The organism is Oricola nitratireducens, assembly GCF_014904745.1.
GTDB lineage: Bacteria > Pseudomonadota > Alphaproteobacteria > Rhizobiales > Rhizobiaceae > Oricola > Oricola nitratireducens.
Window position 1 is genome coordinate 1 of the sequence record NZ_JACZCS010000028.1, and the last position, 13,330, is coordinate 13,330.

12 protein-coding genes are annotated in these 13,330 nt (G+C 58.8%); 1 reads left to right on the forward strand and 11 read right to left on the reverse strand.

What is annotated here, in order from left to right:
- Nucleotides 1–218: 218 nt before the first annotated feature.
- The 5 genes from IG169_RS14305 to iolG all read right to left on the reverse strand — a co-directional run bounded on the left by IG169_RS14305 (nucleotide 219) and on the right by iolG (nucleotide 5,493).
- The gene (locus IG169_RS14305; protein ID WP_193176907.1) at nucleotides 219–1,430 is read right to left on the reverse strand and encodes a sugar ABC transporter permease; all 1,212 of its coding nucleotides are present in this window, start codon (nucleotides 1,428–1,430) and stop codon (nucleotides 219–221) included.
- A gap of 14 nt (nucleotides 1,431–1,444) precedes the next feature.
- On the reverse strand, nucleotides 1,445–2,209 hold the full coding sequence (locus IG169_RS14310; protein WP_193176908.1) for an ATP-binding cassette domain-containing protein: 765 nt from the start codon (nucleotides 2,207–2,209) through the stop codon (nucleotides 1,445–1,447).
- A 69-nt stretch (nucleotides 2,210–2,278) separates the two neighbouring features.
- Nucleotides 2,279–3,367, reverse strand: coding sequence for an ABC transporter substrate-binding protein (locus tag IG169_RS14315; RefSeq protein ID WP_193176909.1), 1,089 nt, complete (start codon nucleotides 3,365–3,367; stop codon nucleotides 2,279–2,281).
- Nucleotides 3,368–3,616: 249 nt separating this feature from the next.
- Nucleotides 3,617–4,492 carry an SDR family oxidoreductase gene (locus IG169_RS14320; protein ID WP_193176910.1) on the reverse strand — a complete coding sequence of 292 codons (876 nt, stop codon included), beginning with the start codon at nucleotides 4,490–4,492 and terminating at the stop codon, nucleotides 3,617–3,619.
- Nucleotides 4,489–5,493 (reverse strand): inositol 2-dehydrogenase, encoded by a 1,005-nt coding sequence (gene iolG / locus IG169_RS14325; protein WP_193176911.1) that lies wholly within the window; start codon nucleotides 5,491–5,493, stop codon nucleotides 4,489–4,491. The genes IG169_RS14320 and iolG overlap by 4 nt, the downstream gene beginning before the upstream one ends.
- A 163-nt stretch (nucleotides 5,494–5,656) precedes the next feature.
- Between iolG and IG169_RS14330 the strand changes: the two genes are divergently transcribed.
- Nucleotides 5,657–7,405, forward strand: coding sequence for an extracellular solute-binding protein (locus IG169_RS14330; protein ID WP_193176912.1), 1,749 nt, complete (start codon nucleotides 5,657–5,659; stop codon nucleotides 7,403–7,405).
- Here the strand turns inward: IG169_RS14330 and IG169_RS14335 are convergent.
- The 6 genes from IG169_RS14335 to IG169_RS23880 form a co-directional block, all read right to left on the reverse strand.
- Nucleotides 7,398–8,537, reverse strand: coding sequence for a Gfo/Idh/MocA family protein (locus tag IG169_RS14335; protein ID WP_193176913.1), 1,140 nt, complete (start codon nucleotides 8,535–8,537; stop codon nucleotides 7,398–7,400). The genes IG169_RS14330 and IG169_RS14335 overlap by 8 nt on opposite strands.
- Nucleotides 8,538–8,542: 5 nt before the next feature.
- A complete protein-coding gene (locus IG169_RS14340) occupies nucleotides 8,543–9,484 on the reverse strand; it encodes an ABC transporter permease (RefSeq protein WP_193176914.1) in 942 nt (313 codons plus the stop codon).
- Nucleotides 9,481–10,248: an ATP-binding cassette domain-containing protein gene (locus IG169_RS14345; RefSeq protein WP_193176915.1), complete on the reverse strand. Its 768-nt coding sequence runs from the start codon at nucleotides 10,246–10,248 to the stop codon at nucleotides 9,481–9,483. Before IG169_RS14345 ends, IG169_RS14340 begins: the two co-directional genes overlap by 4 nt.
- A 64-nt stretch (nucleotides 10,249–10,312) precedes the next feature.
- Complete coding sequence (locus tag IG169_RS14350) at nucleotides 10,313–11,275, reverse strand: sugar ABC transporter substrate-binding protein (protein ID WP_193176916.1); 963 nt, start codon at nucleotides 11,273–11,275, stop codon at nucleotides 10,313–10,315.
- A 154-nt stretch (nucleotides 11,276–11,429) separates the two neighbouring features.
- Nucleotides 11,430–13,106, reverse strand: coding sequence for an extracellular solute-binding protein (locus IG169_RS14355; protein ID WP_210326029.1), 1,677 nt, complete (start codon nucleotides 13,104–13,106; stop codon nucleotides 11,430–11,432).
- A gap of 23 nt (nucleotides 13,107–13,129) precedes the next feature.
- The coding region (locus tag IG169_RS23880) for a hypothetical protein (RefSeq protein ID WP_210326030.1) at nucleotides 13,130–13,330 on the reverse strand (201 nt) is incomplete at its 5' end.

Consider the following 13,330-nt stretch of genomic DNA (forward strand, 5'->3'; position numbering starts at 1 on the left):
CATGTCCCAGTTTTTGAAGTTGAAGCGCGCTGTCCGGGGTCATGGCGACACGCGCCTCGCCCGCAAACACTTCCTTTGGTGTACCGATCTTGGCCATTGCAATTCCTTCTGCTGAACAGATCCAACAGCAGGGTCTGCCGCCTCGTCCCCGTCATGTCCGGAAACGGCAGTTGAGGGGACCGCCGAAGCCCCCTCGGCATTCCTGCCTTTGGGTGGTCCTAACTGCGCTCGGCAAGTCTTTCGATGCCGCGGTCGATTGAGACGGCGAGGACCAGCAGTAGTCCCGTCACGACGAGACGGGCCTCGTTCGCTACGCCCATCAGGTTGAGTCCGTTCGACACTGTTGCGATGATCAGTGCGCCGAACAGCGCCCCAACGACCATACCGCGGCCACCGAACAGGCTAACTCCCCCGATCACGGCTGCCGCAATGCTCTCAAGAAGGAGTGCGCCGCCTCCAATGCCCCCACCGGAGGATACCGACACGCCGAGGAGGCGCGACGCCGCCAGAATGCCCCCGAAGGCAGCCATGCCGCCAGCGATGGCGAAGGCGGTAATTTTGATCCGGTCAACCTTGATGCCGGCCCGGCGCGCCGCCTCGGCATTGTTGCCGATTGCATAGAGACTGAGGCCAAAGCGCGTCTCGGATGCCACATAAGTCATCACGCCCAACAGGCCGACGAAAATGATAAGGGGCATGGGGAGGCCATGCAGGTTTTCGAGGAAAAGCAGAATGCCGACAAGGACCACCCCTACGAGCGCGACGGGCAGAATGACACCCCAAGTAAAGGAAGCATCGAGTTCGGCGCGCTGCCGCGCACGCAGTGTCGATAACCGCAGAAGCGCAAAGACCGCTATTGCCCCTATGACAAGTATCCATGCCCAGATACCGGAAATATTCGTCGCGGCGATCTTCTCTACACCGGTGTTGAGAAGATTGTAGCGGCCGGTACGCGGCAGCAGCATCAGCTGGACACCGTTCAGCAATAGGCCGACACCCAGCGTAACCACGAAGGATGGCACGCCGATCAGCGTAATCCACCGTCCGGATATTGCACCTATAACCATTCCGCACAGCACGCCCGCGGCGACTGCCAGCGGAATGGGTATCCCCGCTTCGACGACAAGTTGCGCCATCAGAACGGAGGCGACACCCGAAGTGGCAGCAACCGACAAGTCAATCTCGCCGACCAAGAGAACAAAGACCAGTCCGAGCGCGATAATGCCGGTAACGGTTGATTGCACCAGAAGGTTATTGAGATTGCGGCTGGTCAGGAAAACATCTGACTGAGTTGAAAAGAAGAGAAAGAGCGCTAACAATCCGACAGCTACCGGGACAAATCGGAGTTCGCTGCCGAGACGCTCAGACAAACCCCGTTTCGGCTGCGCAGTCGCGGTGATATTTTGTTTTTTGATATCTGAAACCGTCATGTTGCCGCCTCGTCTCAGCCGGCCATGTTGACGGCTTCGTTGCCGCCCACCATGGCGTTGACCACCTGTTCACCGGTGACTTCCTTGGAATTGAAACTCGCAGCATTGCGACCGAGCCTCAGCACTTCAATGCGATCTGTATTTTCCAGCACGAAATGATGGATGTCGTGACTGATCACCAACACGGCGAGGCCGTGCGACGCGAGTTCGCGTACGAGGGCACCGACTTGCTCGGCAGCGGAGTGACTCAGCGCCGCCGTCGGCTCATCCAAGAGCACGACTTTCGGCTCCCAGAGAATCGACCGGGCGATAGCAATGTTCTGGCGTTGACCGCCCGACATCGCCCCAACATTGCGCCTCAGGGAAATTGAATCCAGCCTCAGCCGCTTAAGGACATCCCGCGCCTTCCTTTCGGCCTCAGCTCGATTCAGTCGAAACCCCGTCCACCAGGGGCCGGTCATCTCGCGCCCGAGGAACAGGTTCTGAACGGCATCCAGATTGTTGCATAAAGCGAGATCCTGATAGACCGTCTGGACCCCCATATCCGCAATGGCGGCAGGATCTGAAACCTGGATTTCCCGTTCCTCAAAAATATACTTGCCGCTATCGGGCCGATGCACGCCTGACATCACTTTGACCAGCGTCGATTTGCCGGCACCGTTGTCTCCGACAAGAGCGACGACCTTGCCGCGTTCAAGCTCAAGCGAAACATCTGTCAGCGCCTTGACGCCGCCAAAATGCTTGGAGATACCGCGCAGGCTCAGGATCGCGTCTGTCATGTTCTCTTTTCCCGATTGGCGATGCGGCTGGCGGTCAAGACCGCCAGCCGCCGTCGAGGCTTTTCCAAGTCACATATTGCTCTTGCACAATTCGGTGTCTTCGGCGCCCTTGCAGATCTCATCCCACGTGTAGATGCCGGCGTCGACAACGTCGGACACATTGTCAATCGTGACGTTCTTTACCGGTAGGAAGGCAGCGGGGACATCCATGTACTGGTTGTTCACCTTGCCGTTGATCCATTTGTCCGAAAGCTTCTCGCCATTTAGAATTTCGACCGTCAGGTCGGCGGCGGCCTCGGCCATGACTCGAAGATCCTTGAAAACCGTGTTGTCTTGCCACCCTTGGACGATGAACTGAACGGCCTCGATTGTAGCATCCTGGCCACCGGTAACGATTACGTCGCCCTTCTTGTAGCCTTGAGAAATTAGCGCGGCGACAGCGCCGCCGGTTGTGCCGTCATTCATCCCGAGGAACATGTCGACGTCACCGCCGGTGCGGGTGAGGCAGTTCTCAGAGAAGGCCTGAGCCTTTACCGGGTCCCAGTTCGGCGTGAAGTCCTCACAGACGACTTCGATCCGCCCCGAATCCATGAGCGGCTGCAGGTATTCATTCTGGCCCAGTTCGTACTGCGTGGTACCATACTCCCCCTGATTGCCCTTCACACGCGCAATCTTGATCGTACCCTCGGGCATCGCCTCGATTAGCTCCGCGGCGCGCTTGCCTTGGGCCTGTCCCACCGCGCGCGCGTTGAAAAGCACATGCGCCTGGGCCTTGCCGCCAATCGCGTCATGCTCATAGAGCAGTACAGGCACATTGGCATCATCCGCCGCCTTTAACGCACCGGCGGCTAGGTTGGCATCGGACGAAGTGTAGACAATGAGATCGGCGCCCTGGGCGATAGCATCCTCCACTAGGCGCTGTTGCCGGTCGGGATCGCCCTCCCCGTTCTGCACGGTCACGGTCGCATCCGGCATGCGCTCTTTCATCGCTTCCACGAAAAGCGGAGCGTCGCGGCGCTCAAACCGGATCGTTGTGCTGTTCGGCAGCATGAAGAAGATGTTTGCACCAGCGGCTGCTGCGGGCGAAGCGCCAACCCCCGCGGCCGCAACCGCCGCAAGAGTGCCGCTACACATCAGGATTTTCAAAGATTTCATCATGGTCTCCTCCTTTGGATAATCTCCGCCCGCTCATCGGGCGCATGATCGATTCACTCGCCTTCCCAAAGAGACGCGCCGCCAAGGTCCCGGCCCGGGTCCAGACCCAGCCTCCGTCGCCATACGATTGGTTTCTCCCAGAGGCACCCCACGGCGTTCCACTTTGGGATTGAGCGAAATCCTACTGTGGTATCGGGATTGCGTCGTTCGTTGTTCTGTCCAACTTGGAATTGTCCCGACCGCCGCTCGGCGTCAGCCCTTTTTCTCAGGCAACGGCGTGGCCTCGTAGCAACCGATCACTCCCTGGTCGAAGTCGATGATCGAGCCCGTCATGATCCCGGACTCCTCGCTGGCGAGATGCGCGATCCATCGCGCCACCTCGTTCATGCTCAGCAGCCTGCCTGCGGGCAAAGCCTTGCCGGCTTCCGCCTGCCAACCCTCTGGCATATCGTGAAATGTCTTTTGGGTTATGTCCTCTGCCGGCGTATCCATCCAGCCGATCGCCAAGGCATTTATCCGGATCCCGTCGCGCATTAGCGAAAACGCCGCATTTTTTGTCGTCGCGACGAGCGCAGCCTTCGACGCTGCATAGACGGTCAGCATCGGAACGCCGCCATGGGCCGTAATCGTTGCGACATTGACCACTGTCCCGGGCTTTCCCAACTCACGCCAATGGTTCGCGGCGTTTTGCATCAGAAAGAAAGGCGCACGGGCATTGATGGCGAATGTGCGCTCCCAGAGATCGGAATCGCCGTCCAGAATTCCCCCGCGGTCTGTCACGCCCGCCGAATTAACCAGGATGTCGTAGCTTCCGAATTCCTGGACAGCCCGATCATGGATCCCCTGGCAGTCTTCAAGGCGCGTGAGATCCGCGCGGTGATAGACGACCTTCTGTCGGTCATTGCTCAGACGGTCTGCCGCCGCCCGGCCCTCCGCCTCCTTTCGGCCGAGGATCAGCGCCCCCTTGAGCCCGCGCCGCAACATCAACTCGACAGCCGTCAGCCCCAGCCCCTGCGTTGAGCCGGTGACGACGGCAATCTTCCCCTCGAACTGGCGATCAAGCGGAATATCCCTTCCGGAGGCCGCGTGATCTGCGGCTGCGCCGTAAGGGCTGCTGTAGGTACTCATGAGTAGTCGACCTTTACTGGCTTGTTCGTTCGGTAGGATTCGAGAGCCGCGTCCGACAGGATCAGCGCACGTCGTCCGTCCTCGAAAGTAACGCGGGGCGGTGTTCGCGCCGTGACACTGTCGATGAAACTGCGGATCTCGCCTTCATAGGCGGCGCGATAACGCTCGATAAAGAAATAAAGCAGCGGATCGCGGGTCGCTGTTCCGCTGGCTCCATGACGGGACATCTCGGTGGGGCGATGGTTGTTCGACCGAACCATCCCACCGGCGCCGAATGCCTCTACGCGCTGATCGTAGCCGTAATTTGTGCGTCGGGAATTGTTTATGTGACAGAGTGCGCCGCTCTCGGCCCGCATGACGATCATAGCGGTATCTACATCGTTCAGTTCAGCGAAGACCGGATCGACCCGATTGGCCGCCATGGTAAAAACCTCAACCGGCTCTTCGCCCATCACGAAGCGGGCCATGTCCATGTCGTGGATCGTTGTGTCACGAAACAGGCCGCCACAGGCTTCGAGTATGGGCCGTGGCGGCGGCGGCCCCGGATCGCGACTGGTGATGACCAGCAACTCCAATGCGCCTACCTCCCCTGACGCCACAGCCGCCTGCACGGCGGCGTGACTCGGATCGAACCGACGATTGAAGCCGAGTTGAACCGGCACAGCGAATTTTTCCAGCGCTTGGCGGCAGGCTTCGACTTTCTCAATATCGACGTCGATCGGTTTTTCGCAAAGGATCGGCTTGCCGGCTTCGGCGGACCGTAAGATCATTTCGACATGCGTGTTGGTCGGGGTAGCGATCAGAACCGCATCGACATCGTCGGCCGCCAGAAGGGCATCGACATCCGTGGTTGCCCGCCCCCCGACAGCGGCCGCTGTAGCGGCAGCGTTGTCCTCCATGACGTCGAAGCACCAAGTCACCGACGCATCCGGCTGCATCGCAACGAGTCTTGCATGCATGTCACCGATACGGCCGGTGCCGACAATCCCAAATCGTAGCATCAATCGCCTCTCTGTAAGAATTCTCTGGCAGTCTTCAAGATGCCGGGATTGACCGCAACGCACTAAGTGTCCAGTTTGGAATTTTTAGTGCGTTGCTCGACAATAATCACCGCCCTACAGTGAGACCTTTCAGGAATATCAACGCCGGAGGCCGCCCGAGAAAATGTCCGATCCGGAACGAGGTATCGCGCAGGACAGTGTTTCCCGGCAATTCTTCTCCGAGATGTCCGGCCACGAACTGGATCGGTTTCTCGAGTTTGTCAGCCGGTTCATGCACGAAACGGAAGACACGCTCGGCCTGAATGCTACGCCTCGTGAACTCCCGGTGATGGTACAACTCATGCGTTCCCATTTGCGGGGCCGGCTGGAAACCCCGTCTTCGCTCATCGATGCTTCCGGACTTCCGCGCGGCACGGCCCACAGGATGATTGAGGGCATGATCGAGAAGGGATTGATCACTAAACGAACTCGAACTCGCAGCGGCAAGACGTTCTCGTTGCATCCTAGCCCAAGCGCGATCCGGCACTGGCTCGACTATGTGCGCAGAATGAAGTCGCTCCTGGGCACAGCCTTCGGTCTTGACGAGGAAACAGACTATTTCTTCGGTGCTTCGTATCTTTCCGCCGCCAGCATACCCCCGCTTCCGGTCATGCAGACCAAGCTGTCCCTTCCCGGCGGCCTGCGCATCCTGCTGCACGCGGATCCGGCCTTCATGGCCATGCAAAAGGTCAAGCGCCAGTTCGAGCTTCATTTCGGGACCGAGCTTGATGTGCGAGCGCTCAGCATCGACCGCTTGCACCAGGAGATCCTCGACAATGCGGATCGGCCGCAATCTCGCTACGATATCGTTACGTGCGATGTCTGCTGGATGCAGCAACTCATCGATCGCGAAACAGTTCAGCCAGTCGACACGCTCGATAAGCCCGATGCGCGCGAATTCATGGATTTTCATCCGGAAGCACTCTCGACGGCACGTCGCGGGAACACGCTGTACGGCATTCCCGTACAGACCACGCCCGAACTGCTCATCTACAGGACCGATATATTCGAGCGGAATGGAATTGAGCCACCCGAGACACTCGAAGACATGCTCGCCGCCGCCCGGCGATTGCATGGTTCGGCGCGGGAACTCAACGGAATATGCTGGAACGGTGCGCGCGGAACGCCGGTCGGGACAACTTTCATGATGCTCATGGCCGATTTCGGCCGGCCGGTGTTGAACCTGCCGCGTATGGGCAGCGGCTTTGTCGATACGGAGTTGGACGAGCAACACCTTGTCCCGATGCTGAACAGCCCCGAGGCGCGGGACGCCGCCGAGTTCCTGCTCGAACTTTCCGCGTATTCCCCGGTGAACGTGCTGCAGATGTCCTGGTATGAACGGGCCAAATGCTATGCCGAAGGCCATGCGGCCATGGCCTATTGCTACACTCAGATCCTTCCCATGGTGGAAAACCAACCAAATTCGCCGGCTCACGGTCGGACGGGCTATCTTCCCCATCCGTCCGCCCCCGGCGTTCCGCGTATCGCGCCATTGGGGGGATGGAATATCTGTATCCCTTCCAACCTGAAAGAATCACGGTTAGAGGCGGCGCGCCAAGCCGCGCGCACCCTCACCTCGGCAGCAGCGACCAAACTCTATATAGAGAATGGAAGCCTAGTCAGTTCGCGCTTCAGCGTCTGCAACGATCCTCTCGTCGCGCATGGACGAGCCGTCATCGCAACGGTCGACAAAATGGCGCGGATCGGCCAGTTGCAGACGTGGCCAAGACCGGCAGTGCCTCAGTTGACGCGCCTCGTTCACCTGCTTGGAGAAGAGATCCACATGATGCTGCTGCGAAACAAGAAACCGGCAGCGGCATTACGCGATGCGCAGGCGCGGTGCGAACAGGTGATGAAGCGGAAAGTCAACTGACACCCGGCACGGTCACCCAGGCTCCTGATCGCGCGGATTCCTGCATCGCCTCCACCGTCTCCTGAACGACAAGCGCTTCGCGGAAGTCGGGAAAGCCGGTTCCGCCGGACGCATGCGCATCAACCAGTTGAGCGACCTCGATCACTTTTAGATCGTTGAAACCGAGATGGTGACCGGGCGCCGGGCAGAACTGCCCGTAGGGCGGATGTTGCGAACCGGCTTCGATTCGCTTGAAGCCGGCACGTGCCCCGACCCCCGTGTAGAGTCGCAGTTCATTCATGAATTCCTGGGAAAACGCCACGGCTCCCTTGGTCCCGGTGATCTCGAAGGAAAGATCCATCGTGCGCCCGCTGGCGGCCCAGTTCGCCTCCAGGCTGCCCGCAACGCCGCTGTCGAACCGGACAAGCGCGTGGGTCATGTCATCGACCTCGACCGGAGCACGATGGGAGGAACCGGCACTCACGGGACGATCCCTGACAATCGTGTGCGAGTCTGCGCAGGTGTCAGCGATCGGACCGAGCAGGTAGCGCGCCATCGAAATGATATGGCTGCCGATGTCAGCAAGCGCCCCTCCGCCCTCTATCGCGGTCCGGAAGGAATGCGGCACGTCCGGACTGGACATGTAGTTCTCCGCATGGCGTCCCCGAAATCCCGTGATTTCGCCGATTTCGCCCGAGGTGATAATCTCGCGCGCCAGGCCGATCATCGGGTTGCGCAGGAAATTGAAACCGACCATCGTGACAACGCCCGCGGCCTCCGCAGCTTCGGTCATCTTGCGCGCTGAAGCGGCGGTAGTTGAAAGCGGCTTTTCACAGTAAACAGTCTTCCCGGCCGCGATGGCCGCCAGGGCCATCGGTTCGTGTAGGACGTTCGGTGCCGTGATCGCTACGATATCGACAGCCGGATCATCGACAAGCTTCTGCCAATCACTCGTCGATCTTTTGAATCCCAGTGCGGCGGCGCTCCTTTGCGCCACCTCGTCGGTCATGTCCGCCAGTATTTCAGCCACGGGCCGAACCGGCAGATCGAAGAGACCGCCCACCGACCGGAACGCATTTGCGTGACATTTCCCCATGAAACCGGAACCGATGAGACCGATACCGACGGCCGGTTTTGACGTCTCGATACCCATGACTTCTATCCGCTCCGCGATTTCAGGTTGTCGAGCCACACCGCGGCGATGATCACCATTCCGATAAGGACTTGCTGGTAGAAGGACGATATGCCGAGTATGTTCAGCCCGTTGGTAATCATCGCCATAATCAGCGCGCCCACCAATGCCGTCGCCACGATGCCTCGCCCGCCGGCGAAACTGACGCCGCCGATGATGACGGCCGCGATCGCCTGCAATTCGATGCCTTCGGCGACACTCGGCGGCGTCGCCGCAAGGCGCCCGACCAGCACGACGGCCGCCACTCCCGACAAGAAGCCGCACAGCATGTAAATCTTCACCTTCTGGCGATCGACCGGAATGCCTTCCAGGCGTGCGACTCTCTCGTCACCGCCGATCGCGTACACATGCCGCCCCAGAACCGTGAGGTGCATCATCACGCAGATCACGGCATAGACGCCGATCACGAAAAAAAGCGGAATTGGCAGTCCGGCCAACTTGCTGTTGCCGATGAACAGGAAGAGCGGATCAAGCACCTGGTAGGAAACGCCATTGGTGATAACCAGCGCCACGCCACGTGCGATGCCGAGCATGCCAAGTGTGGCTATGAACGGCGGGATTCGGCCCCTCGTGATGACCATTCCGTTGATCCAGCCGGCAAGAGTACCCACCGCCAACCCGCCGATTGTTGCCAGTCCGGAAGGGACACCCGCTTCGATCAGCCATCCGATCGTGACCGCACTGAGCGCCAGAACCGAACCTACCGACAAGTCGATCCCGCCGGAAATGATGACGATGCCTTGCCCGGCGGCAAGGATTGCCACGATCGAAACCTGCTTCATCAGGTTCGTCATGTTTCCCAATGTCATGAAATACGGCGATGCAAACGACAATGTCAGCATCAACGCCAGCGCTACGAGGATAATCCACGTCAGTGGTTGAGACTTGAGACGTTCGATGGACTTCATTGCGCCACTCCCCCCGCATCCCGTTCAATGGCTTTGCCGGAAATGATCATCGAAACGATCTCGTCCTGCGAAAACTCGCGGGTGCCGGCGGTTATGACATTCCGGCCTCCGTTGAGGATCGCGATACGGTCGGTGAAATTGTACACTTCGTGAATATCGTGGCTGATCCAGATGATGCCCAGGCCGCGCTTCTTGAGTTCGACGATCAGGTCCATGACCTTCTTGCTCTCTTCCATGCCAAGCGCCGCGGTGGGCTCGTCCATGATCAGTATTTTCGTGTCGAAATGGACCGCGCGGGCGATGGAGATCGACTGCCTCTGTCCGCCGGACATGCTTTGCACTTCCGCGTCGAGGGACTTGATTCGAATGTTCAGTCGGCTGAGCGCCTTGTCCGCTTCGTCGCGCATGGCCCGCTTGCGCAGAAAGCCCCATTTCTGCAGCTCTCGCCCCATGAACAGGTTGGCGGGAGCCGACAGGTTGCCGCACAGCGCGAGCTCCTGATAAATCGTCTCGATCCCCAGGTCGCGAGCATCATTGGGATTGCCTATATGTGCCTCGTGCCCGTTGACGAAGATCGAGCCTTCGTTCGGCATTTCGGCGCCGGCAAGGATCTTGATCAGTGTGGATTTGCCCGCGCCATTGTGGCCCAAGACGCCCAGGACTTCTCCGGGGTAGAGGTCGAGATGGACATCGGTCAGCGCCTGCAGTCCCCCGAAGTGTTTCGAGATATGATGCATCTCGACAAGAGGTATGATCTCGGTCATTTCGAAATTCCCGCCAAGGTCATGGCCGGGGTCGACCCGGCCATGGTTCGTCAATCGACCAATGTTAGTTGAGCTCTACGCCCCGGCGATCAAGGTACGCCTGGGTGACATCCTTGGCTGTCAGGATTGTCGAAGGAACGACGATCCAGTCGTCGAGTTCGGTTCCCTCGGTCACGTGCTTGTAGGCGGCCATCACGGCTTCATAGCCGACCTGATCGGTATTGCCGTCGATTGTCGCGTCGAGTTCGCCCGACTTCAGCGCGGTAAGGGCCGCGGGAATGGCGTCGTCGCCGACAATGATGACATCATCGAGCTTGCCCGCTCCCTTGACGGCTTGCACCGCGCCAAGCGCCATCAGATCGTTGGAGCCGATGATCGCGTTTACGTCCGGGTGCGCCTGAAGAATGTCTTCCGATGCCTTGAGCCCCTTTTCGGAATCCCAGTCGGCGGCGATGGACGCGACCACTTCGATTCCCTCATTGGCGTCAAAGACTTTCATCATGCCCTTGAGGCGCAATTCTGCCGTCGAGCTGCCGCGGAAGCCTTCGAGAATGGCGACTTTCCCTTTTCCGCCCAACTGGTCGACGACCCATTGGGCCATACCGGCGAATGACTGTTCCTCGTCCAGACCGACGAAGGTTTCGACCTTGGCCGGCCCCTTGTCCACGCGCGTATCGGCCGTAATGACCGGTATACCGGCGGAATTGGCTTCCATCACTTTGGGAATGAGCGCGGTACCGTTCATCGGGACGAGGACGATCGCATCCGGCTTCTTGACGATCTCGGTTTCGACGACGGCGATCTGGCCGGCGATGTCGCCATTGACCTTGGCGGACACGAAGTTGAGGTCGATCCCGAGTTCCTCGGCGGCGCGTTTTGCACCTTCGCCCATACGCCAGTAGTAGGGATTGGTCATATCCTTCACGATGAACGAAAGGCTGAAATCGGCGGCAGCCGCGCTTGCCGCCATCGCGCCTGAAATCAGCGCAGCACCGAGCGCGGTCTTGATGATCGAAGATAATCGCATGTTAGGTTCCTCCCTGATTGACTGCCGACCGACCGCTTTCCTAGAGAGGTCTGAACCCCGGCAGCCAGCGATATTCGGACGCCATCACTGTGCACGATGACTGTTCGTCGTCGCGAGGCTTCATATGTCCAAAATGAATCTTCTGGCGGGCCGCTTAGTAGTGGCCTCGTGAACGCATCACCGAATCGATGCGGTTCTGTGAATTCGAAAGAGCTGCGGCGACAGGCTGCCAACCCGCCAACATCGCATGCATCTCGTCGCCCAGTACGTTCAGAATTTCGTTGAATTCCGGGATTGGCGGACGCGGCCAGGTCTGAAACTCGCCGCGTCGCTCCATCGCGTCTATCTTGCCGATCAACGGACTGATCGCCTGAACTTCGGGATCAGCGCTTGTCGAAAAGCGCGGACTCGTCAGATTGCCGTGCTGGACGTACCATTTCAGCATTTCGGGCCGTGTAAGATACTCCATGACTTTCCAGGCCGACTGGATTCTGTCCTCGCTGAGGCCGGTGGGCATTGCCAGAGCAAATCCGCCAATCGGTGAAACCGTAGCCGCTCCCGGCCCGTGCGGATGGGGAATGAACTCCACGCGGCCGTGAGCCGGTGAATCCTCGTCGAGTTCGAATGCCGCTGCCCTCACCGACCAACCATAGGTCATCGCCGCCCGGCCGCCCGAGAAGATCGCGATACGCCGGTCCCAATCGCATTTCAGGCTCTCCGGGTGCGCATAATCGCGTAGTTCCATGAGATATTCGGCCGTTCGGCGTCCGACTTCCGTATCGATCATTGGGCGAAAATTCCCGCCTTTGATCTCGTCGACGGTAAATCCGTCGCCCTGCGGCGCCAAATTGATGACCGGCTGCCCGTGATCGGCCAACGTCTGGACGAATGTGTGCGCGACGGGAACCCCACGACCATAATTCATGACGATTCCCGACAAATCGAAATCGGAGCGATGCAGGGTCCGGGCTGCGGAAAGGACATCCTCCGTTGTCCGGGGGAAATCCAATCCGGCGTCGACAAACAGGTCCGAGCGGCAGAACATCAGCTCCACGGTCGGCTGAATTGGAAGGCCATACTGGTTGCGCTTGTAGGAGGACCCCTTCCATGCAGCCGTGTGGAAGTCCGATGAGTTGTAGCGTTCCTGCCTGATGATATCGTCGAGCGGCTGGATGATGCCTTCCTCTGCCAGTTGCCCGATCCAGGGCAGATCGACCGCGATCAGGTCGAAATTCGAATGCCTGCTTTTGGCATTCTTCACGATCCGTCCATACAGTTGATCGATAGGAAGATTGACGACTTCCAGATTGGTCCCGCACAACTCGTTCAGGTTGGAGGCGAACTTATGGATGGTCTTGAAGGTGGGGTCGATGGGAGCGAGAATCCGGATTGTCTTGTTGTATCCCGGCCCTTTTCGTATCGCGTTGGGATAAGAAAGTATCCTCGAAGCCATGTAATATCCGCCAAAATAGAAATCTTCGACGGCGTTGTCTCCTGTGTTGAACCCGAATGTTCTCCCGACCAGAGCCTTGAAGTGCATTGCAAATGACTCGAAATACTTGATCAGATTACGCGTTGGGTGAATGGAATAGGATTTCCCGGACTTCGAGCGCGGGCGGCGCATAAGCAGTCCTTCATCGATCAGTTCGTTTACACGCCGCATGGCCGTGCCATAGGGAACATTCGCGGCCATGGCCAAAGATGTGATCGTGAGCAGTTTGCCCTCCAAATGGCGGCGCATTGCATACGAGATGATGTTCCAACGTGGATCGATTGAAGACAGAGAAACATCTTGTTCGGAGATCGATCGCGTATCGTCGACGAAATTCAAGATTCGCAACAATTCCTCACGAGTCATGGCGTGACCATTTCAACACGATTGGTTCGACCGCCATTAGAAACAACCGTCGCAATGTTCGACAAGGTCACTTTGTCCAAATCTGACATTTTGGCAGTTTCCTCCCGCTGCCGGCCTTGTGAGAATCCACCGAAGAAGAATGACTGGGAGAAGAAATGGCTGGGCGCGCATACGATTACATCGTCATCGGTGCGGGC

Coding starts and splice junctions, on each gene's coding strand:
- IG169_RS14305 (WP_193176907.1), bottom strand. CDS start 1,430: ATGACGGTTTCAGATATCAAAAAACAAAATATCACCGCGACTGCGCAG.
- IG169_RS14310 (WP_193176908.1), bottom strand. CDS start 2,209: ATGACAGACGCGATCCTGAGCCTGCGCGGTATCTCCAAGCATTTTGGC.
- IG169_RS14315 (WP_193176909.1), bottom strand. CDS start 3,367: ATGATGAAATCTTTGAAAATCCTGATGTGTAGCGGCACTCTTGCGGCG.
- IG169_RS14320 (WP_193176910.1), bottom strand. CDS start 4,492: ATGAGTACCTACAGCAGCCCTTACGGCGCAGCCGCAGATCACGCGGCC.
- iolG (WP_193176911.1), bottom strand. CDS start 5,493: ATGCTACGATTTGGGATTGTCGGCACCGGCCGTATCGGTGACATGCAT.
- IG169_RS14330 (WP_193176912.1), top strand. CDS start 5,657: ATGTCCGATCCGGAACGAGGTATCGCGCAGGACAGTGTTTCCCGGCAA.
- IG169_RS14335 (WP_193176913.1), bottom strand. CDS start 8,537: ATGGGTATCGAGACGTCAAAACCGGCCGTCGGTATCGGTCTCATCGGT.
- IG169_RS14340 (WP_193176914.1), bottom strand. CDS start 9,484: ATGAAGTCCATCGAACGTCTCAAGTCTCAACCACTGACGTGGATTATC.
- IG169_RS14345 (WP_193176915.1), bottom strand. CDS start 10,248: ATGACCGAGATCATACCTCTTGTCGAGATGCATCATATCTCGAAACAC.
- IG169_RS14350 (WP_193176916.1), bottom strand. CDS start 11,275: ATGCGATTATCTTCGATCATCAAGACCGCGCTCGGTGCTGCGCTGATT.